The 23,770-nt window shown below is 71.4% G+C and carries 21 protein-coding genes; 13 read left to right on the top strand and 8 right to left on the bottom strand.

Features of this window, described 5'->3' with window-relative positions:
- The first annotated feature begins 8 nt into the window (after positions 1-8).
- The 5 genes from QF037_RS33070 to QF037_RS33050 all read left to right on the top strand — a co-directional run bounded on the left by QF037_RS33070 (position 9) and on the right by QF037_RS33050 (position 6,241).
- Positions 9-980: an N-acetylmuramoyl-L-alanine amidase gene (locus tag QF037_RS33070; protein ID WP_307031589.1), complete on the top strand. Its 972-nt coding sequence runs from the start codon at positions 9-11 to the stop codon at positions 978-980.
- Between the two features lie 167 nt (positions 981-1,147).
- A complete protein-coding gene (locus tag QF037_RS33065) occupies positions 1,148-1,954 on the top strand; it encodes a DUF5336 domain-containing protein (protein WP_307031587.1) in 807 nt (268 codons plus the stop codon).
- A 107-nt stretch (positions 1,955-2,061) separates the two neighbouring features.
- Positions 2,062-3,072: an LLM class F420-dependent oxidoreductase gene (locus tag QF037_RS33060; protein ID WP_307031585.1), complete on the top strand. Its 1,011-nt coding sequence runs from the start codon at positions 2,062-2,064 to the stop codon at positions 3,070-3,072.
- A 170-nt stretch (positions 3,073-3,242) separates the two neighbouring features.
- On the top strand, positions 3,243-5,855 hold the full coding sequence (locus QF037_RS33055; RefSeq protein WP_307031584.1) for a DUF6185 family protein: 2,613 nt from the start codon (positions 3,243-3,245) through the stop codon (positions 5,853-5,855).
- 95 nt (positions 5,856-5,950) lie between these two features.
- Positions 5,951-6,241, top strand: a complete 291-nt coding sequence (locus tag QF037_RS33050) for a hypothetical protein (protein ID WP_307031582.1) — start codon at positions 5,951-5,953, stop codon at positions 6,239-6,241.
- A 14-nt stretch (positions 6,242-6,255) separates the two neighbouring features.
- On the opposite strand, the gene QF037_RS33045 is transcribed toward QF037_RS33050, so the two are convergent.
- The 3 genes from QF037_RS33045 to QF037_RS33035 are packed head-to-tail and all read right to left on the bottom strand — an operon-like array spanning position 6,256 to position 9,448.
- Positions 6,256-7,326: a prenyltransferase/squalene oxidase repeat-containing protein gene (locus QF037_RS33045; protein WP_307031580.1), complete on the bottom strand. Its 1,071-nt coding sequence runs from the start codon at positions 7,324-7,326 to the stop codon at positions 6,256-6,258.
- A complete protein-coding gene (locus tag QF037_RS33040) occupies positions 7,323-8,057 on the bottom strand; it encodes a class I SAM-dependent methyltransferase (protein ID WP_046260928.1) in 735 nt (244 codons plus the stop codon). The genes QF037_RS33045 and QF037_RS33040 overlap by 4 nt, the downstream gene beginning before the upstream one ends.
- On the bottom strand, positions 8,051-9,448 hold the full coding sequence (locus tag QF037_RS33035) for a glycosyltransferase family 4 protein (RefSeq protein WP_307031577.1): 1,398 nt from the start codon (positions 9,446-9,448) through the stop codon (positions 8,051-8,053). The genes QF037_RS33040 and QF037_RS33035 overlap by 7 nt, the downstream gene beginning before the upstream one ends.
- 208 nt (positions 9,449-9,656) lie before the next feature.
- Here QF037_RS33035 and QF037_RS33030 point away from each other — a divergent pair, with 208 nt between their 5' ends.
- Complete coding sequence (locus QF037_RS33030; protein ID WP_307031575.1) at positions 9,657-10,274, top strand: TetR family transcriptional regulator; 618 nt, start codon at positions 9,657-9,659, stop codon at positions 10,272-10,274.
- A gap of 300 nt (positions 10,275-10,574) precedes the next feature.
- Here QF037_RS33030 and QF037_RS33025 read toward each other — a convergent pair whose 3' ends face one another.
- Genes QF037_RS33025 through QF037_RS33015 form a run of 3 tightly spaced genes read right to left on the bottom strand, consistent with a single transcriptional unit; the run spans position 10,575 to position 13,094 of the window.
- Positions 10,575-11,348 carry a tetratricopeptide repeat protein gene (locus tag QF037_RS33025; protein ID WP_307031573.1) on the bottom strand — a complete coding sequence of 258 codons (774 nt, stop codon included), beginning with the start codon at positions 11,346-11,348 and terminating at the stop codon, positions 10,575-10,577.
- Between the two features lie 48 nt (positions 11,349-11,396).
- Positions 11,397-11,630, bottom strand: a complete 234-nt coding sequence (locus QF037_RS33020) for a ferredoxin (RefSeq protein WP_307031571.1) — start codon at positions 11,628-11,630, stop codon at positions 11,397-11,399.
- 6 nt (positions 11,631-11,636) lie between these two features.
- Complete coding sequence (locus QF037_RS33015; RefSeq protein ID WP_307031569.1) at positions 11,637-13,094, bottom strand: aldehyde dehydrogenase; 1,458 nt, start codon at positions 13,092-13,094, stop codon at positions 11,637-11,639.
- 186 nt (positions 13,095-13,280) lie between these two features.
- Here QF037_RS33015 and QF037_RS33010 point away from each other — a divergent pair, with 186 nt between their 5' ends.
- Together QF037_RS33010 and QF037_RS33005 are read left to right on the top strand one after the other, a co-directional pair.
- Complete coding sequence (locus tag QF037_RS33010) at positions 13,281-14,306, top strand: MBL fold metallo-hydrolase (protein ID WP_307037498.1); 1,026 nt, start codon at positions 13,281-13,283, stop codon at positions 14,304-14,306.
- A 42-nt stretch (positions 14,307-14,348) separates the two neighbouring features.
- Entirely contained in the window at positions 14,349-14,804 is a 456-nt protein-coding gene (locus tag QF037_RS33005) for a nuclear transport factor 2 family protein (RefSeq protein WP_307031567.1), read from the top strand.
- Here QF037_RS33005 and QF037_RS33000 read toward each other — a convergent pair.
- A complete protein-coding gene (locus QF037_RS33000) occupies positions 14,789-16,861 on the bottom strand; it encodes an ATP-binding protein (protein ID WP_307031565.1) in 2,073 nt (690 codons plus the stop codon). The genes QF037_RS33005 and QF037_RS33000 overlap by 16 nt on opposite strands.
- Before the next feature lie 105 nt (positions 16,862-16,966).
- On the bottom strand, positions 16,967-17,611 hold the full coding sequence (locus tag QF037_RS32995) for a phosphotransferase (RefSeq protein ID WP_307031562.1): 645 nt from the start codon (positions 17,609-17,611) through the stop codon (positions 16,967-16,969).
- Positions 17,612-17,909: 298 nt separating this feature from the next.
- On the opposite strand from QF037_RS32995, the gene QF037_RS32990 reads away from it, so the two are divergent.
- Genes QF037_RS32990 through QF037_RS32970 form a run of 5 tightly spaced genes read left to right on the top strand, consistent with a single transcriptional unit; the run spans position 17,910 to position 23,481 of the window.
- Entirely contained in the window at positions 17,910-19,154 is a 1,245-nt protein-coding gene (locus QF037_RS32990; protein ID WP_307031560.1) for a prenyltransferase/squalene oxidase repeat-containing protein, read from the top strand.
- Positions 19,151-19,834, top strand: a complete 684-nt coding sequence (locus QF037_RS32985) for an SCO2322 family protein (protein WP_373463848.1) — start codon at positions 19,151-19,153, stop codon at positions 19,832-19,834. The genes QF037_RS32990 and QF037_RS32985 overlap by 4 nt, the downstream gene beginning before the upstream one ends.
- Positions 19,824-20,915, top strand: a complete 1,092-nt coding sequence (locus QF037_RS32980) for an energy-coupling factor transporter transmembrane component T (RefSeq protein WP_307031558.1) — start codon at positions 19,824-19,826, stop codon at positions 20,913-20,915. Before QF037_RS32985 ends, QF037_RS32980 begins: the two co-directional genes overlap by 11 nt.
- Entirely contained in the window at positions 20,912-22,681 is a 1,770-nt protein-coding gene (locus QF037_RS32975; protein WP_307031556.1) for an ABC transporter ATP-binding protein, read from the top strand. The genes QF037_RS32980 and QF037_RS32975 overlap by 4 nt, the downstream gene beginning before the upstream one ends.
- Entirely contained in the window at positions 22,678-23,481 is an 804-nt protein-coding gene (locus tag QF037_RS32970) for an ECF transporter S component (RefSeq protein WP_307031554.1), read from the top strand. The genes QF037_RS32975 and QF037_RS32970 overlap by 4 nt, the downstream gene beginning before the upstream one ends.
- The last annotated feature ends 289 nt before the right edge of the window (positions 23,482-23,770 follow it).

Raw genomic sequence — 23,770 nt, 5'->3', positions numbered from 1 at the left:
TGGCTGTCGTGTCGTACGTAGGCCCGGACTTCGATCCTCCCCAGCCCCGCCGTCCCCGGCGCCGCCTTCTCACTGTCGCGCTCGCCGCGCTCGTCCCGGGCGCGCTGCTCGGGTGGCTGGTGTACGAGGCGGTGGGTGGATCGGATGGCGGCCCGGACAGCCCCGTGGGGGCGTCCTCGGCGTCCGGCGGTCTGTTCACGCCCGCCGAGAGCCCCGACGAGAGCCCCACCGACGACGACAAGAAGCCGAGCCCCAGCGCGACGCCCTCGCTCACCGGTCCCACCTCCTCCGCACCCGCCGCCACCGGTCCCCTCAAAGGCAAGGTCGTCGTCATCGACCCGGGCCACAACCCGAACAACTTCCAGCACACCGCCGACATCAACCGCAAGGTGAACATCGGTACGGGCTGGAAGGAGTGCGACACCACCGGCACCTCCACCAACTCCGGTTACACGGAAGCCAAGTTCACCCTCGACGTCGCCCACCGGCTGCGCACCCTGCTGGAGAAGCAGGGCGCCACGGTGAAGCTGACGCAGGACGGCGACCGGACGTTCGGCCCGTGCATCGACGAGCGGGCGAGCATCGGCAACAAGGCGGACGCGGACGCCGTGGTGTCGATCCACGCGGACGGCGCGGGCGCCGGCCAGCGCGGCTTCCACGTCATCCTCCCCGGCAAGGTCAAGGCGGGCAGCGCCGACACCGGCCCGATCGTCGCCTCCTCCGCCGAACTCGGCGAGCGCATCGCCGGCAACTTCGTCCGCGTCACGGGGAGCGCCCCCTCCAACTACGTCGGCGACGGCACCGGTCTGGTCACGCGTAAGGACCTCGGCGGTCTCAATCTGTCAACGGTTCCCAAGGTGTTCATCGAGTGCGGCAACATGCGCGATACCAAGGACGCGGCACAGTTGACCAGCGGTGCCTGGCGACAGAAGGCGGCGCAAGGGATCTCTGAGGGAATCGTGAGTTTCCTGCGCGGGTAGTGGTCCGCGGGTTGATCCCCGGGGACAGCCTCGTCGGACGGACGATAAGGTCGTCTTTACGATGAGGGGCCACCCCCGCGCTTCACACCGGGGCCTGACGGCGACATGGTGACAGCGACGCCTCCAACGAAGCCGATGACGAGACGACTGAACCGAAGGACCTAGAAGTGAATATCCGCTCCCTCACTCGAGGCGACGGCGTGGTGATCGGAGCAGCGGTACTGCTGTTCATCGCGTCGCTCCTCGACGTTGCCAGCTGCGACGGCAGTTACTGCGGCGCTGTCGACGTCCCGAACGCCTGGGGCATGAGCCTTGGCCTCGGGCTCGGTACGTACATGACCGGTGTGGTCGGCGGTGCGCTGATCGTGGTTGCCCGCCTCCAGCCCCAGCCTCGCAAAGTGGCGGGCCTGGACCTGGGAACGGTCGGTGTCGTCCTGACAGTCGCGGCCGCCTGGGCGCTGCTGTGGTGGACGATCGACTCGGACGGCGCGGGCGCTGGTCTCATCCTCGGCATGATCGCCGCGCTGGTCCTCGCAGCCGGCGCGATCGCCGCGCCGCTGGTCCCCGCCCTGAACGCGGCACTTCTCCCGGCCCCCCGCCCCGCCGCCCCGCAGCCCTACGGCGCCCAGCCGCCCGGCGGTTACGGCTACCCGGGCGCCCCGCAGCCGGGTCAGCCGCAGCCCTACGGTGGTCAGCCGCAGCCGGGTCAGCCGTACGGCGCCCAGCCGCAGCCCGGTCCGAGCCAGCCGCAGCCCCAGGCGCCCCAGCCGGCCGGGGACTTCTCCCCGTTCTGGTTCGCGGTGCCGGTGGCGCGCCCCCTCTTCGCGGAGGACGGCTCGCAGTCGCCGATCGCCGAACTCGCCCCGGGTACCTGGTACCTGGCCGTCGAGCAGCGCGGCGCCAACCTGGTCGCGCAGACGCAGGACGGCCGTCGTGGCGTACTGCAGGACACCTCGGGCATCCAGCGCGGCTGATCCCGAAGCGACATCAACGCACGGCCCTTCGCCCTTCCGGGCGGGGGGCCGTTGTCGTACAGTCGCCTCCCTCGACCGGCGAACTGACACACCGTCAGGAGGCGGCTATGCGGCTCGGTCTCGCACTCGGCTACTGGGGCCGCGGCCCCAACCCCGACCACGTACCGCTGGCGCAGGAGGCGGAGCGGCTCGGCTACGACTCCGTGTGGACGGCCGAGTCCTGGGGCTCGGATGTCTTCACCCCCCTGACCTGGATCGCCGCCCAGACCTCAAGGATCAAGCTGGGCACGGCGGTTGCCCAGATGGCGGCCCGCTCCCCGACCACCACGGCGATGCACGCGCTCACCCTGGACCACCTCTCCGGGGGCCGCATGATGCTCGGTCTGGGACTCTCCGGCCCGCAGGTGGTCGAGGGCTGGTACGGCCGCCCGTTCCCGAAGTCACCGCTGACCGCGACGCGCGAATACGTCGACGTCGTACGCCAAGTCCTACGGCGCGACGCCCCCGTCGCACTCGCCGGCCGCTTCCACTCCCACCCCTACCGGGGCTCGGACGCCACAGGCCTGGGTAAATCCCTCAAGCCGATCACCCACCCCCTGCGCCCCGACCTCCCCGTCCTCCTCGGCGCCGAGGGCCCGAAGAACGTCGCCCAGACGACCCGCATCGCTGACGGCTGGCTCCCCCTCTACTGGTCCCCGACCCGCCCCGAGGTCTACGAGGCCTCCCTCGCCGACGCCCCGGACGGCTTCCTCATCGCCCCCATGGCTCAGGTCCGGGTCTGCGACGACGTACGCGAGGGCCTGCTCCCCGTGAAGACCATGCTCGGCTTCTACATCGGCGGCATGGGCCACGCGGCCCGCAACTTCCACGCCGACCTGATGGCACGCATGGGATACGAGGAAGAAGCCCGCCGCATCCAGCGCCTCTTCCTCGAAGGCCGCCGCGAGGAGGCGGTGCTGGCGGTCCCCGACGCCTTCGCCGACGAGATCTCCCTCGTCGGTCCGCGCGAACGCATCGCCGAACGCCTGGAGTTGTGGCGCAAGGGCCCGGTGACGGACCTGCTGGCGCTCGCGCCGGACCGGGACAGTCTGCGCGTACTCGCGGAGCTCAACTCCTAGATCTCGCCCAGCCCTTGGCGGGAACGGGTATTTCGGAGGCGTGGCGCCTACGCCCGAGGTATATGTCTGTGGTGCACGCGACACGCGCTCCCATGGAGCCGCGGGTTGCGCAGGGGGTGGGGCTACAAGGGGGGCTTTTGGGACGCGTGTTGCGGAGCGTTCTCGTTCTGGTGTCCGCGACTCTGCTGCTCGCCGCGATGCTCGGCGAAGCCGCACAGGCCGCGGACGACGAATGCTCGCCCGGGCAACTGAAGGCCGCGCGCGTCACGGCGTCGGTGCGGCTCAAACACGAGGGCGAGGACTACACGAAGGCGGACGCCGTTCTCACCGTCAAGGTGCCCAAGTCCTGGCGCCTGGCGGCGGATCTGCTGCTGAACGGGGACACCGAGAACTACCGGACGGCCATGCGGTGTCTGCTGCGCGACCCCCGGGACGCCGTCTTCTACCGGGACACGGAAGGGCGCGCACGGCCGCCCCACGTGACCGTCCAGAAGAAGTGGGTGACGGTCGAGCAGCACGTCACGACCTGGGTCGTCGACCTCCAGCAGCGTGACTTCGGAACCTGGCGCCTCACTGAGGGCAAACGGTGGTGGACCCTGGAGTTGCTGCGCCCGCCCGCCCTGGACAAGGCCTGGTGGCAGGCAATCACCGTCGATCTGGGCGGTCGGGCGGCGCGCAGTGTCTCCATGCCACCGACCGCGGGAGCCACGGACAAGCTGACCTGGGCCAGAGAGAAGGCCGGCGGCCACCCGCCCGAGTTGCGGGTCACTCTCCAGCCGCCCGCGACCAAGGCCTCGGCCGCCCGGTGGAGCGAGGACCCCGGGTATGTGCTCGATCCACTGGCCTGGATGCCCTGGACCGTGGCGATGCTCGTCCTGATCCTGGCCGCGTCGCGCGCCCTGCGCCTCGCTCCTGTCTCCTCGCCGCGCACCGAGGCGGAGAAGGACACGGTCCGCCATGTGCGGACCATGGGTGTGCTGACGTTCGTCTTCACGGTCGTCCAGTACTTCGACGACGCCCTTCTCAGTCATTTCGCCAACGACGATGTGGCTCTGTTCTGGACCGACCGGCATCGGACGGCCGTACATCTCACGCTCGCCCTGCTCACGGGGCTGGCACTGTGCGTCTTCGGCAGACCGCAATGCGCCGTCACCATCCGCAGCCGGCAGCTGGGGGTCGTCGTCCCCCTCCTCGCGGCCGCCGTAGGCTACGTCGCCGCGGTGGTGGCCAGACCCGGGTGGTTCGGGCTGCCGTCGCACCTGTGGCTGGACTGGGAGAACAACCCGGACGAAGTGGTCTGGTTCCAGCAGGCCCAAGGCAAGTACGCGTTCGTCCTGGCCTGCGCATGCGTCGTCCTGGTCTGGCTCGTGGGGGCCACCGCGTCCTTCCTTCGGCTGTGGCGGTCCTGCGGGGCCCCGGCGCCCGGCTCCAACCGGGGCCGTTTTCCCTTCGCCGTCCTCGGCGGGCTCGTGGCGGTGTCGGTGGTGATCCCGGCGGTCGGGATCTGGACCGCCCAGAACACGTGGGAGCAGCGGAGCTGGCTCAGCCCGCACTACTCCGACGGGTACGGCCTGTGGCACGAGGCGGAGGTGTTCAACGATCTCCGCTGGTTCCCGTCGGGCTGGCTGGACTGGGTCAACGGCACCTACTTCTGGTGGTGGGGCCCGTCCCTGGCGATCGTGGCCGCGCTCCGGGTGCGAGCCGCTTCCTCCGTCCCGCCGGCCCTGTTCCCGTCGGCGCCGGAGATACGGGCGCTGAAGGCGTTCTTCATCGTGTGTGTCGCGCCGGTCGTCGGCTGGTACGCCGGTGTCCCCTTGTCCTGGCTTCCGTTGCTGGCGCTCTGGGGCGCCCTCACCGCCCTGCTGGCCGTCGGCCGCAAGCGTTCGGTCCTGTACCGGGAACTGTTGCCCGGTGTACCGCTGCACGAGGTGGCCAAGGGATACAGCCGGCAGAGGCTGCTCAAGGACGCGCGACGCCATCGCGAGCTGCACGCCCAGCTGCGCCGCCTCGAGCAGGGCCAGGAGGACGGTGTCCGGGGTCAGTTGGAATATGAGCTGGACCGGCTGAACCGGCTGCCGAACCCCTCCCCGCCGCCGGGCCTGCCGAACAGCTGGGTGCGTCTGCCGCACTCCGTCGGCCCGGTGGAACTGGCCCTGGCCTGGGGACCGAGAGCCCAGTGGTGGGAGAACGCCTGCAGGGCGGCGCTGTTCGCCGCGCTGATCGCCGTACCGGCCGGCCTTGTCCAGTTCTGGGTCGACCACGTCCGGGGTTCCGTGTGGAGCGACAAGTTCCTGGACCGCTTCGGTTTCGCCGACGCGGCGATGTCCTTGATCGCGATGGAAGTCATCTGGGCCGGCGCCGGCTTCGTGCTGGGCGCCCTGTGGCGCGAACTGCCCGGTCGTCGCGGACCGACCCGGGCCTTCTGGCTGTCCCTCGTGTACGCGGCTCCGGTGCTCGTGCACTGGGTCGGCATCAGGTTCGTCGACCAGCCCTTCGGCACCTGGGCGTTCAACCTCAGCCTCACGCTGCTCGTGCTCACCCTGACCGGGGTGGCCATGGACATCGACACGTTCCGCCGCGAGGCCCACTACTGGCCCACGAAGGCCGGTCTGCTCCTGTCCGTGTACCAGTGGCGGACGGCCTCGATCCAAGTGGCCTTCCTCGTGGGGCAGATCGTGGCGCTGGTGACCATCTGGCAGCAGATGAAGGGCGCCGACCCCATGATCCTGATCGAGCGGGACCCCACCGAGGGAGCGAGCAGCGGCAGCGGTTCCGGGAATTAGCCGGCGTCGCCCCGGAGGACCCCGTGCCGTACCGCTGCGCCGCTCGGGCGAACCCCTTCGGGTTTCATACAGGATTGAGCGGCAACCCGATGGTTATGTCCTCTCGATATAGCGGTGCCAACTCGGCCGGCACGGTCATAGCGATCGTCGCCGACATCATGGCCCTCATCCTGGGCCTCTGGATCCTGATGTACCTGCTGGACGCGAACCGCGCGAACGACTTCGTGCAGTTCATCCACGACGCGGCTCGCTGGCTGGCGGGCTGGAGCCACGACCTGTTCACGTTCGACGAGGCGTGGGCGCGGGTCGTCGCCGGGTATGGACTGGCAGCGGTGGTCTACCTGTTCATCGGACACGCCATCGCCAACCGGGTCCACCGCCACTGAACCCACCCGAACTCTCAGGCGCAGCAGTCCGGGTCCAGCCCGCTCGGCAGGCGGTCCCCGCCGAACACAGCGCACGTAGCCTCATGACCACCCAGCGCGGCGACCGCCAGAAGTAGCGACCCGGCCGTCCAAGTGGTCAGTTCCCGGGGCCAGATGGCGCCGTCGTCGAAGACGTACCCGGTCCAGTACAGGCCGCTCTCCGGATCCCGCAGATGCTGGATCGCCTGGAGAATGTCCAGCGCACGGTCGGACTCGCCCATCGCCCAGAGCGCGAGGGCGAGTTCGGCGCTTTCGCCTCCCGTCACCCACGGGTTGGGGGCGACGCAGCGCACCCCGAGTCCGGGTACGACGAAGCGGTCCCAGTCCGCCTCCATGCGGGACTTGGCTTCCGGGCCGGTGAGCGCGCCGCCGAGGATCGGGTAGTACCAGTCCATGGAGTAGCGGTCCTTGTCCAGGAACCGCTCCGGGTGGCGGCGGATGGCGTGCCGCAGCATGCCCAGCGCCAACTCCCAGTCCGGCTGCGGCTCTTCGCGCTGTTCCGCGATGGCGAGCGCGCACCGCAGCGCGTGGTGGATGGACGAGGAACCTGTCAGCAGCGCGTCCGTGGTGAACGTGCCGTCGTCCTCGCCCTTCCAGCCGATCTGGCCGCCGGGCTGCTGGAGCCGCAGGACGTATTCCACCGCCGAGTAAACCGTCGGCCATATGCGGTCGAGGAAGGTGTCGTCGCCCGTCGAGAGGTAGTGGTGCCATACGCCTACGGCTATGTAGGCGACGAAGTTCGTCTCCCGGCCCCGGTCGGTGACGTCGTCGAACGCCCCGTCCTGGTAGGCCGCGTACCAGGAACCGTCCTCGTTCTGGTGCCGGGCCAGCCAGTCGTAGGCCCGCTCGGCGGCCTCGTGCTCGCCCGCCGCGTCCAGGGCCATCGCGGCCTCGGTGTGGTCCCAGGGGTCGAGATGGTGGCCGCGGAACCACGGGATCGCCCCGTCCGCGCGCTGCGCGGCGAGGACGCCGGCGACGGTCGCGGCGGCCTCCTCTGCGGTGAGGACGCCGGACAGGACGAGGTGTTCGGTACGAGGAGTGGTCACCGCGCATCCACGGCAGGCAGGTGCGGCTTGGTCGCGTACGCCACGAAGCTCTTGCCGATCAGGGGGTTGAGGGCCTGCTCGGCGACCCTCGTCGCCAGCGGCTTCTTCATGATGTCCCAGACCAGCAGCTTGTGGTACGCCTTCACCGGCAGCGCCTTGTCGTTGTCGACGCCGAACGCGCACTTCAGCCACCAGTACGGCGAGTGCAGGGCGTGCGCGTGGTGGGTGCCGTACGGCTTGAGGCCGGCCTCGCGGATCTTCGCGAGGAGTTCGTCCGCCTTGTAGATGCGGATGTGGCCGCCCTCGACCTCGTGGTAGGCGTCGGACAGCGCCCAGCAGACCTTCTCGGGGCCGTAGCGCGGGACGGTGACGGCGATCCGGCCGCCGGGCCTCAACACCCGCACCATCTCGGCGAGTACGCCCTTGTCGTCCGGGATGTGTTCCATGACCTCGGAGATGATCACGACGTCGAAGGACTCGTCGGGGAAGGGCAGCGCCAGGGCGTCGCCCTCCATCGCGGTGGCCGTCGCGCCCTCGGGGGCCTCGCCGGCCTCCTTCATCGCCGCGAACCACTTGGCGACCTCGCGGATCTCCTCGGCGTTCTGGTCCAGCGCGACGACCTGCGCGCCGCGCCGGTAGCACTCGAACGCGTGCCGGCCGGCTCCGCAGCCGAGGTCCAGGACGCGGTCGCCCGGGGCTAGCGGGAACCGGGAGAAGTCGACGGTCAGCACGTGGCCCTGCTTTCGCGATCGGATTCAACGTCAACAACTTCTTCGGCCGCGGGTGCGACGCGGCCGGCGTGCGGGGCTGCGGGCGGGAGGGCCATCGCCTCGCGGTACCGGGCCGCCGTTCCCTCGGCGGCCCGGGCCCAGGTGAACCGCGCCAGGACCCGCTCACGTCCCGCGCGACCGAGCCGCGCCCGGAGGTCACGGTCGCCGAGCAGTCGGATCAGGGCGGTCGCGAGTGCCCCGGAGTCCCCCGGCGGTACGGCCAGACAGGTCTCCCCGTCGCGCCCGGCGACCTCCGGGATCGCGCCGCCGGTCGTCGCGACCAGCGGTGTGCCGGTGGCCATGGCCTCCGCCGCGGGGAGCGAGAAGCCCTCGTACAGGGACGGCACGCAGGCGACCTCCGCCGAGCGGACCAGGTCGACCAGTTCGGCGTCGGTGATGCCCTTGACGAAGCGGATGGCACCTTCGAGGCCGTAGCGCTCGATGGCCTGGGCGACGGGGCCGTCCTCGGCGCGCTTGCCGACGACGACGAGGTGGGCGTCGGGGTGCTCGGTGCGGACCTTCGCGAGGGCCTCGACCAGGAAGATCAGGCCCTTGAGGGGGACGTCGGCGCTGGACGTGGTGACGATCCGGCCGGGGACCACGGCCACCGCGGGATCCGGCGAGAAAAGGTCGGTGTCGGCGCCGATGTGGACGACGTGGATGCGGTCGTCGCGGACGCCGAGGTGGTCGACGATCTCCTGGCGGGAGGTGCCGGAGACGGTGAGGACGGAGGGGAGTCTGCGTGCCGCGCGCTTCTGCATGCGGGTGAAGGCGTACCAGCGCCGCTTGGCCAGGCGCTGGCCCCAGCTCTCGGCCGCGTCCAGCTCCAACTGGCGGTCCACGGTGATGGGGTGGTGGATCGTCGTGACCAGGGGGGCGCCGAGGTCACCCAGGAGGCCGTATCCCAGCGTCTGGTTGTCGTGCACGACGTCGAACTCGCCGCGCCGGGCGCGCAGATGGCGGCGGGCGCGCAGGGAGAACGTCAGCGGCTCGGGAAAACCGCCGGTCCACATCGTCGCCACTTCGAGGGCGTCGATCCAGTCGCGGTACTCGTCGCGCTTGGGGGTGCGAAAGGGGTCCGGGGACCGGTACAGGTCGAGGCTCGGGAGCTCCGTGAGGCTCAACCGGCCGTCGATGTCGTCGCCCTCGTCGAGGACGGGGTAGGGCTGGGAGCCGATGACCTCGACGCGGTGGCCGAGGCGGGCCAGTTCGCGGGAGAGGTGGCGGACGTAGACGCCCTGGCCGCCGCAGAACGGGTTTCCCTTGTAGGTGAGGAGTGCGATGTTGAGCGGTCGCTCGCCGTCCGCGGCCGGGTCCTCCTGGGAACCCGCCCGACTGGCCTCAGCGGTCACTCCGGGCCCCCTTCTCCCTGCTATTTCCCGCGAGATTACGCCGGGACGCTAATCTAGAACAAGTTTCAGACTTGATCGTTCAAGAGGCTCTGAATCTACCGGCAGGTAGGGGCACTGTGAGCAGTGGATCAGGTGATTCACGCCACCACCGACACCCCTGACATGCTGTGTGATCACTCGCCCTCACCGACTGTCACGGACGGGACCCATGCCTGCGGAAGCCATCACCCAGCGCCCCGCCTCTGCGCCCCTCACGGAGCGGCAGGAGGCCCGTCGTCGCCGCATCCTGCACGCGAGCGCGCAGCTGGCGAGCCGGGGCGGTTTCGACGCGGTGCAGATGCGGGAGGTCGCGGAGTCCTCGCAGGTGGCGCTGGGCACGCTGTACCGCTACTTCCCGTCCAAGATCCATCTGCTGGTCGCCACGATGCAGGATCAGCTGGAGCACATGCACGGCACCCTGCGGAAGAAGCCGCCGCAGGGCGAGACGGCGGCCGAGCGGGTGGCGGAGACCCTGATGCGCGCGTTCCGCGCACTCCAGCGCGAGCCGCATCTCGCCGACGCGATGGTCCGCGCCCTCACCTTCGCCGACCGCAGCGTCTCCCCCGAGGTCGACCAGGTCTCCCGCCAGACCACGGTGATCATCCTGGACGCGATGGGCATCGAGGACCCGACCCCCGCCCAGCTCTCCGCGGTCCGCGTCATCGAGCACACCTGGCACTCGGCCCTGATCACCTGGCTCTCGGGTCGCGCCTCCATCGCCCAGGTGAAGATCGACATCGAGACGGTGTGCCGCTTGATCGACCTGACGGCGCCGGAGGGCACATGAAGGACCTACGAGACGGGTTCCCTGCGCCGGCATGACCCGGATCAGGTTCTAGGGGTCGCCTTCCGGCCTGACTGCTGCCTTCTGGCCTCTCAGCCCGGACCGTCGACGTCGGCACCGGCGTAAGCGTTGCTTTCCGCCAGAGTCGGCTACTCCGGTTCGAACTCCCTCACTCGTCCCGTAGGCCTATTTCCAGAATAGAACCTCCGTGCGGCAATAGCACCTCCCGAAAGCATATTTTTCTGGACAAAACCGAACGAGATGCCTATCCCACGGAGCCCAGCCCGCTCCAGCTCCGGCCGATCACGGCCTCCCCGGCCCACTGCTCCAGCAACCGCCGCGCCGCGCCCTCCGGGGTGACCGGAGAGACCTGCCGGGCACCCCACCCGGGGTCCGCACCCGCCGGCGGTGCGTCGTCTCATGCAGGGCAACGACAACACCCCAGGGGCGCGGGGAACTGCGCGACCAGCCCCCACAATCCGCAGTCGTGAAGCTGCCCTCGACCACCCCTCCGGGAGCGCGCGGTACTCGTCGGAGACAGATCGTGCCGTCGACGATGCGCTCGCCGTTCGGCACGCCGTCGTGGACGACGATCTCGCCGTAGCGCCGCCCGCCGGTGACGGGCACGTTGACCACCCGTCCGCGCGTCGGGCAGAGCCGCTCGATCCACACGACCTCCTGTAGTCCGCCGGTGTCGAGGCGCACGCACGCGTTCCCGAAGCGGGCGTCGATCTCGCCTTCCCCGTCGGGGAGTTCGATGCCGAAGCCCGCCCAGGCGTCCCGTGCGGTCGCCCACTCCCGCTGGATCGTCGCGGCGATCCCGAGGTTCCAGAACGCCGGTTCGCCCTCGCCGCGCGGGGCGCGGGCGGCGGCCTCGCGCCCCAGCTCGTACGCCTTCTGCCAGTTGCGCAGGAACTTGCGGGCGAGCGCGGCGTCGTACCACCACTCCGCGCTCGGCTTCTCGTCCGGGAAGTGGGCGAGCACCTGCTCGAAGAGCTCGGCGGCGCGCAGCCACTCCTCGGCGTCCCACGCCTGGTACGCCCGCTCGATCAGCTGCCTGGCCTGGCTCTTGTGCACGTTCCCCTGCCCGGATCGGTCCTGTGACGACCGCTGGAACGTAAGCCCCTACTCCTCCGGCGGGAACACCGGCTCCCCGCTCCCCAGCAGCGTGATCGTGATCGCCTCCACCGGGCAGCTCTCCGCGGCCGCCAAGACCTTCTCGTTGGCGTCCGTTTCCGGGTCGACGGGGTGGGACTGGCGGCCGGTGTCGAGGTGGAAGCCGTCGGGGGCGTGGTGGATGCACTGGGCCGAGCCGATGCAGATGGAGCGGTCGACCTCGACCTGCCAGCGGTCACCCATGGCCGTTCATCCCTCCCAGCCGGCCGGGAGGTGGATCATCTTGTGCTCCAGGTACTCGCCGAAGCCCTCGGGGCCGAACTCCCGTCCCAGGCCGGAGTTCTTGTAGCCGCCGAACGGGCCCAGCATGTCGAGGCTGAAGGTGTTCACCGAGTACGTGCCCGTACGGACCTGGCGGGCGACGTCGATGCCGTGCGCCACGTCGGCCGTCCAGACGCTGCCGGAGAGGCCGTAGTCCGAGTCGTTCGCGATCTTCAGGGCCTCGGACTCGTCGCCGTAGGGAAGGAGGCAGATGACCGGGCCGAAGATCTCCTCGCGGGCGATCCGCATGGAGTTGTCGACGTCGCCGAAGAGGGTGGGCTCCACGTACCAGCCGCGGTCCAGGCCCGGCGGGCGGCCGCCGCCCGTGAGGATCTTGGCGCCCTCCTCCTGGCCGATACGGATGTAGTCGAGGTTCCTGCGCTGCTGGCGCCGCGCCACCAGCGGGCCCACCTGTGTGGCGGGGTCCAGCGGGTCGCCGACGACCAGCGCGCTCGCCGCGGCGGCGAAGGCGTCCGCGAACTCGTCGTAGCGCGAGCGCGGCAGGAGGATGCGGGTCTGGGCCACGCACGCCTGGCCGTTGTTCATCCAGGCCGCCGACACGATGCCGGGGACGGACGTGTCGATGTCCGCGTCCGGCAGGACGACCGCCGCCGACTTGCCGCCCAACTCCAGTGTCACGCGCGTCAGATTGCGTGACGCCACCTCCATCACGCGCTTGCCGGCCGCCACCGACCCGGTGAAGGAGACCTTGTCGATGCCCGGGTGCCCGACCAGGTATTCGCTGACCTCCCGGTCGGCGGGCAGGATCGACAGCACACCTTCCGGCAGCCCGGCCTCGCGCGTGATCTCGGCGAGGATGTACGCGTCCAGCGGCGACTCGGGCGACGGCTTCAGCACCACCGTGCAGCCGGTGAGCAGCGCGGGCGCGAGCTTGGCGGCGGCGACGAACTGCGGGACGTTCCACGGGACTACGGCGGCGACGACACCGACCGGCTCGCGCCGCACCAGGATCTTGCCGAGGACGCCGTCGCGCTGCTCCTCGTACGTGAAGTTCCGTGCGACCGTGATCGCCGCGTCCCACACCATCATCGCGCCGAGTGCCTGGGCGAGGACGCTCCAGGAGTACGGCGAGCCGTTCTCGGAGGAGATCACGCGGGCGATCTCCTCGTGCCGGGTGAGGATGCCGTCCTTGATGCGGGAGACGACCTCGATGCGCTCGTCGAGCGTCATCCGCGGCCAGGGTCCCTCGTCGAACGCCTTGCGCGCCGCCGCGACCGCCCGGTCCACGTCCCCGGCCGAGGCGTGCGGCACCCGTCCGATGACCTCCTCGGTGTGCGGGGAGATCACCTCGATGACGTCCTTGCCCAGGGGGTCGGTCAACTCCCCGCCGATGAACAGCTGTCCGTGTTCCACGAGCTCGGTCATGGCGACTGCCTCCCCGGGACTGGCTCTGACGGTTCATCAGATACGGGAACTGATACCAGTTCCCTTCGGAGGAGTCCACAGAGCTCACAGCCGCGCCGAGGCTGAAGGATGACTTGGGCTCCCATCGAAACGCGTTCTAGTTATAGTGGCGAGAACGCGGCGACAGGGGGCCCCATGACTCAGCTCATGCCACAGGTCGGCGACCACGGCGGAGGCGTCCGGTCGATCCGGGTCCCCATTCCCGACAACCCACTGGGCTTCACGCTGGTGTACGTCGTCGACACCGACGGCGGTCCGGTGCTGGTCGACACGGGCTGGGACGACCCTGAGTCCTGGGACACGCTCGCCGAGGGGCTGCGGGCCTGCGGCACCTCGGCCACCGAGGTCCACGGGGTGGTGATCACCCATCACCATCCCGACCACCACGGTCTGTCGGGCAAGGTCCGCGAGGTCTCCGGCGCCTGGATCGCGATGCACGCGGCGGACGCGGCCATCGTCCGACGCACCCGCGAGACCCGACCGGAGCGCTGGTTCTCCTATATGACGGCCAAGCTGGAGGCCGCAGGCGCCCCGGAGTCCCATGTGGCGCCCCTGCGCACCGCCCGTGACCGCAAGCTCCCCGGTTTCTCTCCCGCCGTCCCCGACCGCGAGATCGTCCCCGGCGAACTCCTCGGCCTGGCGGGCCGCCGTCTGCGCGCGATCTGGACGCCGGGCCACACACCGGGCCACGTCTGCCTCCACCTGGAGGAAAGCCACCCCGCCCAACTCCCGGGCAACGGACGCCTGTTCTCCGGCGACCACCTGCTCCCCGAGATCACCCCGCACATCGGCCTCTACGAGGACCCGGACGACGCCACCGTCACCGACCCGCTCGGCGACTACCTCGACTCCCTCGAACGCGTCGGCCGTCTCACCCCCGCCGAGGTCCTCCCCGCCCACCAGCACGTCTTCACCGACGCGGCGTCCCGCGTACGGGAGTTGCTCGCGCACCACGAGGAACGCCTCACCGACCTGCTGACGCTGCTGGTCGAACCCCTCACACCGTGGCAGCTCGCCGAGCGCATGGAGTGGAACCGCCCGTGGGACCAGATCCCCTACGGATCACGGACCATCGCGGTCTCGGAGGCCGAGGCGCATCTGCGGCGGCTGGTGAAGCTGGGGCGGGCGGAGGCCGTGGCCGGGAGCGAGCCGGTGACCTACGTCGCGGTGTGAATCGGGTCGCGGGCCGTGATCCGCCCCTGGTACCACTGGTCCATGGACCCTCTGGAGCAACTCCTCGCCGAGCGCGCCTGTGAACGGCTCATCCTCGACTTCGTCCGCCGGCTCGACATCGGGGACCCGGGCTCCGTGGCCGAGCTGTTCACCGAGGACGGCAGCTGGGAGTGGCCCTCGCCGGGCGACGGACGGCGGTACGACGGGCGCGAGGCGCTGCGGGAGTACTTCGGGTCCCGGCCCGGGGACCGGTTGTCACGGCGGGTGATGTCCAACGTCCTGGTCACGGCGGTCTCCTCGGACACGGCGACGGCGACCTCGTACTTCACCACGTACCGGGTCGACGGGTACCACGGCGGGATCGTGCCGCCGGGGGCGCCGGTCCAGGTCGGGCACTACGCGGACACGTTCCGGCGTTCGGCGGACGGGAGTTGGCTGCTGGCGTCGCGGGCGCTGCATCTGCCGTTCGGGGGGCCGACGCCTCAGCTGAGCGCGTAGTCGACGCCCTCGTCGTACGCCATCGCCATGCCCCGCGCGTACGCCTCCTCGTACGCCTGGTCGCCGAGCCGGTCGCGCAGGAGGCGTTCGCGGGCCTCGCGGGCGGCGACGCGGCCGGGCAGGCTGAACTGCTCCTTGCCCACGCGTTCCCAGGCACGACGGCTGATGCCGAGCAGCCGGGCGGCACGGCGGCCGTCTCCGCCTTCGCCCCCGATCTCGGCGGCCACCAGGGCGTCGATACCGAAGGCGACCCCGGCGGTGTTGTGCATCAGCCGATGCCCGGCCAGCGCGGCCCGGGCATGGTCCAGGGCGGCCACGGTGCGGCCCTGGGCGAGATCGGCGTCGGCGATGAAGGCGTCGACGAAGGCGCCCGTCCAGAGCTCGCCGCTCCCGGCGCACAGCGCGCGCAGTTCCGCGGCCGACTCGTCGACTTCGGCGTACGCGCCGCTCATCAGATGGGCGAGCGGCCGCATGGCGCGCATCTGGAGCTGCCCCGAGCCGCGCCAGTCCGACACGACGGGCACGAACGGCAGGTCCGAGAGCGCCTTGATCGTCGCGGCCGTGCGGCCGGTCAGGACCAGGGGGCCGAGGGTGACGTATCCGGTGGCGTCGATCGCGGCCGGATCGCCGAGTTCCCGCGCGAGGGCCATGCACCGCTCCGCCCAGGGGACCGCGGCCTCCGGGTGCCCCTGGGTGACCGCGACGGCCGCCCGGCTCCACAGCGCCAGCAGCAGGCCCTCGCCCGGCTCGTGCTCGACGGCGAGCACCCGGTCGAGCGCGAGCTGGGCGTCGCGCAGCATGCCGCAGTGCCGCCACAGGAACCCGATGCTCCCCGCCGTCTCCAGCGCGACCCGGCTGCCGGGGTCCTCCAGCGCGCAGTCCACGGCGGCGCGGAGGTCGGCCTGCTCGGCGAAGACCCGTTCGCACCAGGCGACCTGGCGGCCGGTGTTCCAGTCGGAGCAGGCCTCCCGCGCGAACCGCCGGTAGTGGTCCCGGTGCCGCCGCCGTACGGCCTTCCCCTCCCCCAACTCCCTCAGCCAGTCGGCGCCGTACTCGCGCACCGTGTCGAGGAGCCGGAAGCGGTCCGAGTCGGCCGGATGACGCAGCACCACCGACTGCCGGGTCAGGCGCAGAAGCAGGTTCTCGATCTGGTCGGCAGGGAGCGGCCCGCCCGCACAGACCCACTCGGCGGCCCGCCGGGTGAAGGAGCCGGCGAACACCGACAGCCGCGCCCACAACAGCCGTTCCAGCGGGGCGCACAGCTCGTGGCTCCAGCCGATGGCCGTGCGCAGGGTCCCGTGCCGCGGCGCCCCCTGTTCCGCCGTCCCCTCCCAGGCGAGCACGTCGAAGCGGGAGCGCAGCCGGTCGCCGAGGAGTGCGTGGAGCTGGTCCAGGGAGTGCGACGACAGCCGTGCGGCGGCGAGTTCGATGGCGAGCGGGATGCCGTCGAGGATCCGGCAGAGGTCGCCGACCTGCCGCCGGGCCGTGGCGTCGAGGACGAAGCCCGGGGTGACGGTGACGGCCCGCTGGGCGAACAGCGCCGTGGCGTCGGGCTTCCGCAGCGGGGCGACCTCGAGCGTCCGCTCCCCCGGCATGTCCAGCGGCTCGCGGCTGGTGACGAGGACGCGCACCCCCGGAGCGACGGCGAGCAGGTCCGCGATCAGTGCCGCGCACTCCGCCAGCAGGTGCTCGCAGGTGTCGAGGACGAGCAGCAGCCGCTTGTCCCGCACCCAGGCGCAGAGTGCCTGGGCCACCGGCCCGGCGGTCCGATCGGCCAGCCGCAGCGCCTCCATCACGGCCAGCGGCACCTGCCCCTCGGCCCGCAGCGGCGACAACTCCACCAGCCAGACCCCGTCGGGATACGCCGCTCCCGCCCGCTCCGCCGCCCGCAGCGCGAGCCGTGTCTTGCCCACCCCTCCCACCCCGACCAGGGTCACCGGGCGGCGCTCGCCGGAGGGCGCCAACTTCTCCGCGAGCCAGCCGAGTTCGTGCTGCCGCCCGACGAAGCCGCCGGGATCGGGCGGCAGGTTCCCGGGGAGGGTCTTCTCGCTGGACACGGGCAACAGTGTGACCGTGGCGCCACACGCCCACGCCGTCCGACCGAACCGGACGGACTGATCACCTGAAGTGGCCGCACCGAGCCACTTGACGACCGAACTCGATTAGATCAGCGACCGGATCAAGTCCTCCGCCGCCCCGAGGAGTTCGACCTCCCGCCGGCTCATCGTCGGATTGACCGCCCGCCGACGCCGCGCCTCCGCCAGCCCGACGTCGGTCAGGGACGAGGCGTCGGCGAGCAGCGCGGCCAGCATCGCGCGCGCCGGTTCGGCGAACGTCTCCTCCCCCACGGCGACCTGGGCGAGGATCACCGCCGACATGCCCCAGTCGAGACCGGGGTCGCCCTCCTCGGCGTTGGCCCAGTCGATGACATAGGGCCCGGCCGGGGTGATCATGACATTGTCCGGGTGCAGATCGAGATGGATGACACGGCCCGGCAGGGCGTGCAGCCGCCGCAGGAGACGGGCCAGTACGACCCCTGCCTCCTCCGCGTCGATCCGTCCGGCGGCGAAGGCCCGCAGCATCGTCGGCCCGTGCAGCCGCTCCATCACCAGCTCGGTGGACGAGCAGTCCTCCACGCGCACCCGCGGCACCGGATACCCGTGCCCGCGCACCCGCTCCATGACGGCCGCCTCGGCGAGCGCGTCGCCGTAGGTGTCCCGGGCCCGCCGCAGCACCCACGCCTCGTCGATCTCGTACACGTCCGAGGCCCGCCCCGAGCCGATCAGTCTCCCCGTGATGATCCCCATGCCGGGAACCTACCGGGCTCACAGGCACCCCTCGGGGGCTTTCCTACGGGCCGGTAGAGTGGCCGGGTCGTCATCACACCCGTACGGGGGGAAGCCGGTGCAATTCCGGCGCTGACCCGCAACCGTGAGCCGTCTCCCGCCGGGAGCGGCGAGCCGGATCGCCCCGTGTCGGTACTTGTGACCGGCTCACGTGCACCGGCAACCGGCCGGTGCACGGCACCGTCGAGGTATACGGAGCCGAGCCGCCGGGGTGTCCCGTGCTGCCAGGCTCCCCCGCAGGGAGAGGCACCCGCCGATCATGAACGTCCGCCGCAGGGCCGCGGTCCTGGCCGCCACCGCAGTGATCGGTACGGCCGCCCCGGCCGTCGCCGCGAGTCCCTCTCCGTCGCCGTCGGTGGCGATACCGGAGGGGCTGTACGGGGACGGGGATCCGGCGTACGACGGGGTGTGGCGGCAGTCGCTGGCGTTGCTGGCACAGCACACCGTGGGTGTGGACCCCGCCGAGAAGGCGCTGACCTGGCTGGTCGGGCAGCAGTGCGCGAACGGCGCCTTCCCCGCCTTCCGCGCGGACACCTCCAAGGCCTGCGACGCCAAGGTGATGGTCGACACCAACAGCACCGCGGTCGCCGTCCAGGCGCTCTCGACGCTCACCACCTCCTACGACGCCCAGGTGAAGAAGGCTGTCACCTGGTTGAAGTCCGTCCAGAACAAGGACGGCGGCTGGGGATACCTGCCCGGCGGGGCCAGCGACGCGAACTCCACCTCCGTCGTCATCGGCGCGCTCTCGGAGGCCGGTGTGACGATCCCGAACCTCCACAACAAGGAGGGCAAGACCCCGCTCGACGGACTGCTGAAACTCGCGCTGCCCTGTGACGGCCCGGACGCGGGTGCCTTCGCCTACCAGCCGGACAAGAAGGGGAAGCTGACCGCCAACGCGGACGCGACCGCCGCCGCCGTGCTCGGGGCGTACGGCGAGACCCTCGTGGGGAGCCCCGAGGACGACGCCGGGTCCCCCGCGGACTGCGAGCCGGCCAACGACGACGGCCTGGCCGACGAAGCCGGCGACAATGGCGCCGCCTGGCTCGCCAAGACCCTCGCGAAGGACGGGTACCTGAAGTCGGCGCTGCCCGGTGCCGAGGACCAGCCCGACTACGGCAACACGGCCGACGCGGTCGTCGCCCTGTCCTCCGCCGGCTTCAACGACCAGGCCGTCGCGTCCCTGCGCTGGCTGGAGGGCCACGCTCTGAAGTGGGCCGAGCAGAGCGGCCCGGCCGCCTACGCCCAGCTGATCCTCGCGGCGGACGTCGTCAAGGGCGGTGACGTCCACGACTTCGGCGGCAAGGACCTGGTCACCCTGCTGAACGCGACCGGCCCGACCCCCGAGCGCGTCAACACGATGCCCACCGCCTCCGCGAGCACCACCGAAGCCTCCGACGACAACGACGGCGCCCTCACCGTCGCCTGGACCGTCGGCGGTGGTCTCCTCCTCGGCGCCCTCATCGGCTCCGCCCTGATGTTCCGCGGCCGGAAGCGCGGCCAGTGACCCGCCGTCGCACCTTCCCCCTGATGCTGGCCGCGTTCCTCCTCCTCGGGTTCGCGACCCAGGCCGCCCACGCCGCCGGCTACCGCTACTGGTCCTTCTGGGACCGCACGGGCACGACCTGGACCTACGCCACGCAGGGCCCCGCCACCGCCGTCCCCGCCGACGGCGATGTGCAGGGGTTCCGTTTCGCCGTCAGTGAGGACTCCGCGGACGCGACGAAGCCCCGTGGCACGGCGTCCTTCGCGACGGTCTGCGCGCGGACCCCGGCGGCGGAGGGCAGGAAGCGCGTGGCGCTGGTCATCGACTTCGGTACGGCACAGGACGCGCCCTCCGGCGAGACCCCACCCGCGACCCGCACGGCCTGCGCGGTGGTGTCGCAGGACGCGACGACGGCGGAGGCGCTGGCGACGGTGGCGAAGCCGTTGCGGTACGGCACGAACGCGCTGCTGTGCGCCATCGCCGGGTACCCGGAGGCGGGGTGCGGGGAGCAGGTGGCGGGAGGGAAGGAACCGACGTCCCCGCAGAAGACGGCCGCACAGAAGCCGTCCGCAGAGAAGCCGTCCGCAGAGAAGAAGGACTCCGGCGGTCCCTCGGTGGGCCTGTTCGCGGGGGCGGCCGCCGTGGCGGCCCTGGGCGCGGCGGCGGTGTGGCAGGCGAGGCGGCGCGGGAATGCGCGCTGACCTTCCGCGGCCACGGAACCTGCACGCCGCCGCCTGGTGGCTCTGGGCCCTCTCCCTCGGTGTCGCGGCCACCCGCACCACCAACCCCCTCCTGCACGCCCTCCTCATCGCCACGTCCGCCTACGTCGTGGTGACCTGCCGCCCCGACGCCCCCTGGTCCCGCTCCTACTCCGCCTTCGTCAAGCTCGCTCTCGCCGTTCTCCTCATCCGCCTCGTCTTCGCCGTCACCCTCGGCTCCCCGCTCCCCGGCACCCATGTGATCGTCACCCTCCCCGAACTCCCCCTCCCCGACTGGGCGCAGGGCATCCGGCTCGGCGGCAAGGTCACCGGCGAGACGCTCCTCTTCGCGTTCTACGACGGGCTGAAGCTGGCGACCCTCCTCATCTGCGTGGGCGCGGCGAACGCCCTCGCGAACCCGAGCCGGCTCCTCAAGTCCCTGCCGGGCGCCCTCTACGAGATCGGCGTGGCGGCCGTCGTCGCCCTCACCTTCGCGCCGCACTTCATCGCCGACGTCCAGCGCGTGCGCGCCGCCCGCCGGTTGCGCGGCCGTCCGGACAAGGGCATGCGGGGCCTGCTGCACGTGGGACTCCCGGTCCTGGAGGGCGCCCTCGAGCGTTCCGTCGCCCTCGCCGCCGCGATGGACGCGCGCGGGTACGGCCGTACCGCCGACGTCCCGCCCCGGGTCCGCCGTACGACGACCGCGCTCACCCTCGGCGGTCTGCTCGGCATCTGCGCCGGTACGTACGGCCTGCTCACCGCCGAAGGCGGCACGTACGGCCTGCCCGTGCTCCTCGGCGGAGCGGCCGCCGCCCTCGCGGGCCTGCGCCTCGGCGGGCGGCGCACCCCGCGCACCCGCTACCGGCCGGACCGCTGGAACGCGCGCGCGTTCCTCGTCGCCGGTTCCGGCGCGGTGGCGGCGGTGGCACTGTTCCTCGCGGCCAAGGCGGACCCCGCCGCCCTGCGCCCCGGTGTGATCCCGCCGGTCGCCCCCACCCTGCCCCTCTGGCCCGCGGCGGCGATCCTCGTCGGGCTGCTCCCGGCCTTCATCGCCCCGAACGTCCCCCACAAGGAGCCGTCGTGATCCGCTTCGAGGATGTCTCCGTGACGTACGACGGGACGGCCGAACCGACCGTCCGGGGCGTCGACTTCGAGGTCCCCGAGGGTGAACTCGTCCTGCTCGTGGGGCCGTCCGGCACCGGCAAGTCGACCGTCCTCAACTCCGTCTGCGGTCTCGTCCCGCACTTCACCGGCGGCACCCTACGCGGCCGCGTCACGGTGGCCGGCCGTGACACCCGTACCCACAAGCCGCGTGAACTCGCCGACGTGGTGGGGACGGTGGGCCAGGACCCGCTGTCCCACTTCGTGACGGACACGGTCGAGGACGAACTCGCCTACGGCATGGAGTCGTTGGGCCTCGCACCGGACGTGATGCGCCGCCGGGTGGAGGAGACCCTGGACCTCCTGGGTCTGACCGACCTCCGGGACCGGCCCATCACCACCCTCTCCGGCGGCCAGCAGCAGCGCGTGGCGATCGGCTCGGTCCTCACTCCGCACCCGAAGGTCCTCGTCCTCGACGAACCGACCTCCGCGCTGGACCCGGCCGCCGCGGAGGAGGTCCTCGCGGTCATCCAGCGTCTGGTCCACGATCTGGGGACGACGGTCCTGATGGCCGAGCACCGCCTGGAGCGGGTCATCCAGTACGCCGACCAGGTCGCCCTTCTGCCAGGCCAGGGAGCACCCCCGGTGCTGGGCGACCCGGCCGAGATCATGGCCGTCTCCCCGGTGTACCCGCCGGTGGTGGACCTGGGGCGCCTGGCGGGCTGGTCCCCCTTGCCCCTGACGGTGAGGGATGCGCGCCGGCGGGCAGGAGACCTGCGCGAACGTCTGAACGCGGGGTCGGCCGACGCCGCCAAGGGGCGCGGGGCTGCATCCATCAGCGGCTCCGCCGCGGGGCGCGATCAGCCACAAACAGCCCGCACCCGCCAACAACCCACACCCCCCGAGCTCTTGGGCGCCCCCACCCGCCGCCGCTGGTTCACCCGCACCACCTCCACCCCACGCCCCCCGTCCCCCCACACCGCCGAAGTCCACGACGTCTCCGTCCGCCGCGCTCACGTCCAGGCCCTCTGCCACATCACCCTCACCGTCACCCCCGGCGAGACCATCGCCCTCATGGGCCGCAACGGCGCCGGCAAGTCCACGCTGCTCAACACCCTCGTCGGCCTCGTCGAACCCTCCTCCGGTTCCGTGCGGGTAGGCGGAGCCGTACCGCACCGCACGGCTCCCAAGGACCTCATACGCCGCGTGGGCCTCGTCCCCCAGGAACCACGCGACCTCCTCTACACCGACACCGTCGCCGCGGAATGCGAGGCCGCCGACACCGACGCCGGCGCAGCACCCCGCACCTGCCGCTCCCTCGTCTCCGAGCTCCTCCCGGGCGTGAGCGACGACACCCACCCGCGCGACCTCTCCGAGGGCCAGCGGCTCGCGCTCGCCCTGGCCGTCGTGCTCACCGCCCGCCCTCCCCTGCTCCTCCTCGACGAGCCGACCCGCGGACTGGACTACGCGGCGAAGGCCCGGCTGGCCACCCTCCTCAGCGCGCTCGCCGCCGACGGCCACGCCATCGTGCTGGCCACGCACGACGTGGAACTGGCCGCGGAGATCGCCCACCGGGTCATCCTCCTCGCCGACGGCGAGGTGATCGCGGACGGCCGCGCAGCGGACGTCATCGTCGCCTCCCCCTCCTTCGCCCCCCAGGTCAGCAAAATCCTGGCCCCACAGAAGTGGCTCACGGTGACACAGGTACGGGAGGCACTCGAGGCGGGCGTCGAGGGGGGCCTCGCGTGAAGACCGTGAAGGCCATCCGTCTCGGTCCCTTCTCCCTCGCCGCCCTCGGCCTCGCCGGGGCGGTCGGTGTCGTCGCCTTCGGGTGGCCGTTTCTCGCGCCGCCGACCTCGCGGGTCGGGACGCATACGCAGGACGCGCCGTGGCTGTTCGCGGGGCTGTTGCTGCTGCTGGTGGCCGTGGTCGGGGCGGCGATCTCGGAGGCGGGGCTGGGGCCGAAGGCGGTGGCGATGATGGGCGTGCTGGCCGCGACCGGCGCCGCGCTGCGGCCGATCGGTGCCGGGACCGCCGGGATCGAGCCGATGTTCTTCCTGATGGTGCTGAGCGGCCGGGTGCTCGGCCCCGGGTTCGGGTTCGCGCTCGGCTCGACGACGATGTTCGCCTCGGCGCTGCTGACGGGCGGGGTGGGCCCGTGGATGCCGTTCCAGATGATGGCGATGGGCTGGTTCACGATGGGCGCGGGCCTGCTGCCGGGCCGGGTCCGCGGTCGGGCGGAGCTGCGGCTGCTCGCTCTGTACGGCTTCCTGGCGGCCTTCGCCTACGGCACGGCGATGAACCTCGCGGGCTGGCCCTTCATGGGCGCGCTGGCGTCGAACATCGCCTTCGTCCCCGGGGACCCGGTCCCCGAGAACCTGGCCCGTTTCCTCGCCTACTGCCTGGCCACGTCCCTCGGCTGGGACCTGGGCCGGGCGGTGTGCACGGTCGCCCTGACGTTCCTGCTCGGTCCTGCCGTGCTCAGGGCGCTACGCAGAGCCACCCGGCGCGCGGCCTTCGAGAGCGCGGTCACATTCGAACCTCGTTGAGCGGTGAAGCACCCCACATGACCCACATCACGAACTAACCGCCTTAGTAGTACATTTCGGACGCCATGTTCACGCCATAACAGCCTCTGACCTGCGCTTTGAGAGCCAGATCACACCACCCCCTCTCGCCGCACATACGACCACAACTAGCAAAAGGGGTCATTGCGGACGGGCGCCGAGCCTGTTTATCTGGACAACGTCGCACGGCGCCGACCCGCCCCACGGGCCTCGGCGCCAACGCATGTCAGAGCCGCTCAACACGGTCACGACATACCCGCGACTCCCTGTC

The organism is Streptomyces canus, assembly GCF_030815415.1.
Classification (GTDB): Bacteria; Actinomycetota; Actinomycetes; order Streptomycetales; family Streptomycetaceae; genus Streptomyces; species Streptomyces canus_F.
The sequence above is the reverse complement of the archived record's forward strand: the minus strand, read 5'-3'. Positions and strand labels throughout refer to the sequence as shown.

Coding starts and splice junctions, on each gene's coding strand:
- QF037_RS33060 (WP_307031585.1), top strand. CDS start 2,062: ATGCGGCTCGGTCTCGCACTCGGCTACTGGGGCCGCGGCCCCAACCCC.
- QF037_RS33050 (WP_307031582.1), top strand. CDS start 5,951: ATGTCCTCTCGATATAGCGGTGCCAACTCGGCCGGCACGGTCATAGCG.
- QF037_RS33030 (WP_307031575.1), top strand. CDS start 9,657: ATGCCTGCGGAAGCCATCACCCAGCGCCCCGCCTCTGCGCCCCTCACG.
- QF037_RS33020 (WP_307031571.1), bottom strand. CDS start 11,630: ATGGGTGACCGCTGGCAGGTCGAGGTCGACCGCTCCATCTGCATCGGC.
- QF037_RS33015 (WP_307031569.1), bottom strand. CDS start 13,094: ATGACCGAGCTCGTGGAACACGGACAGCTGTTCATCGGCGGGGAGTTG.
- QF037_RS33010 (WP_307037498.1), top strand. CDS start 13,281: ATGCCACAGGTCGGCGACCACGGCGGAGGCGTCCGGTCGATCCGGGTC.
- QF037_RS33005 (WP_307031567.1), top strand. CDS start 14,349: ATGGACCCTCTGGAGCAACTCCTCGCCGAGCGCGCCTGTGAACGGCTC.
- QF037_RS32995 (WP_307031562.1), bottom strand. CDS start 17,611: ATGGGGATCATCACGGGGAGACTGATCGGCTCGGGGCGGGCCTCGGAC.
- QF037_RS32990 (WP_307031560.1), top strand. CDS start 17,910: ATGAACGTCCGCCGCAGGGCCGCGGTCCTGGCCGCCACCGCAGTGATC.
- QF037_RS32980 (WP_307031558.1), top strand. CDS start 19,824: ATGCGCGCTGACCTTCCGCGGCCACGGAACCTGCACGCCGCCGCCTGG.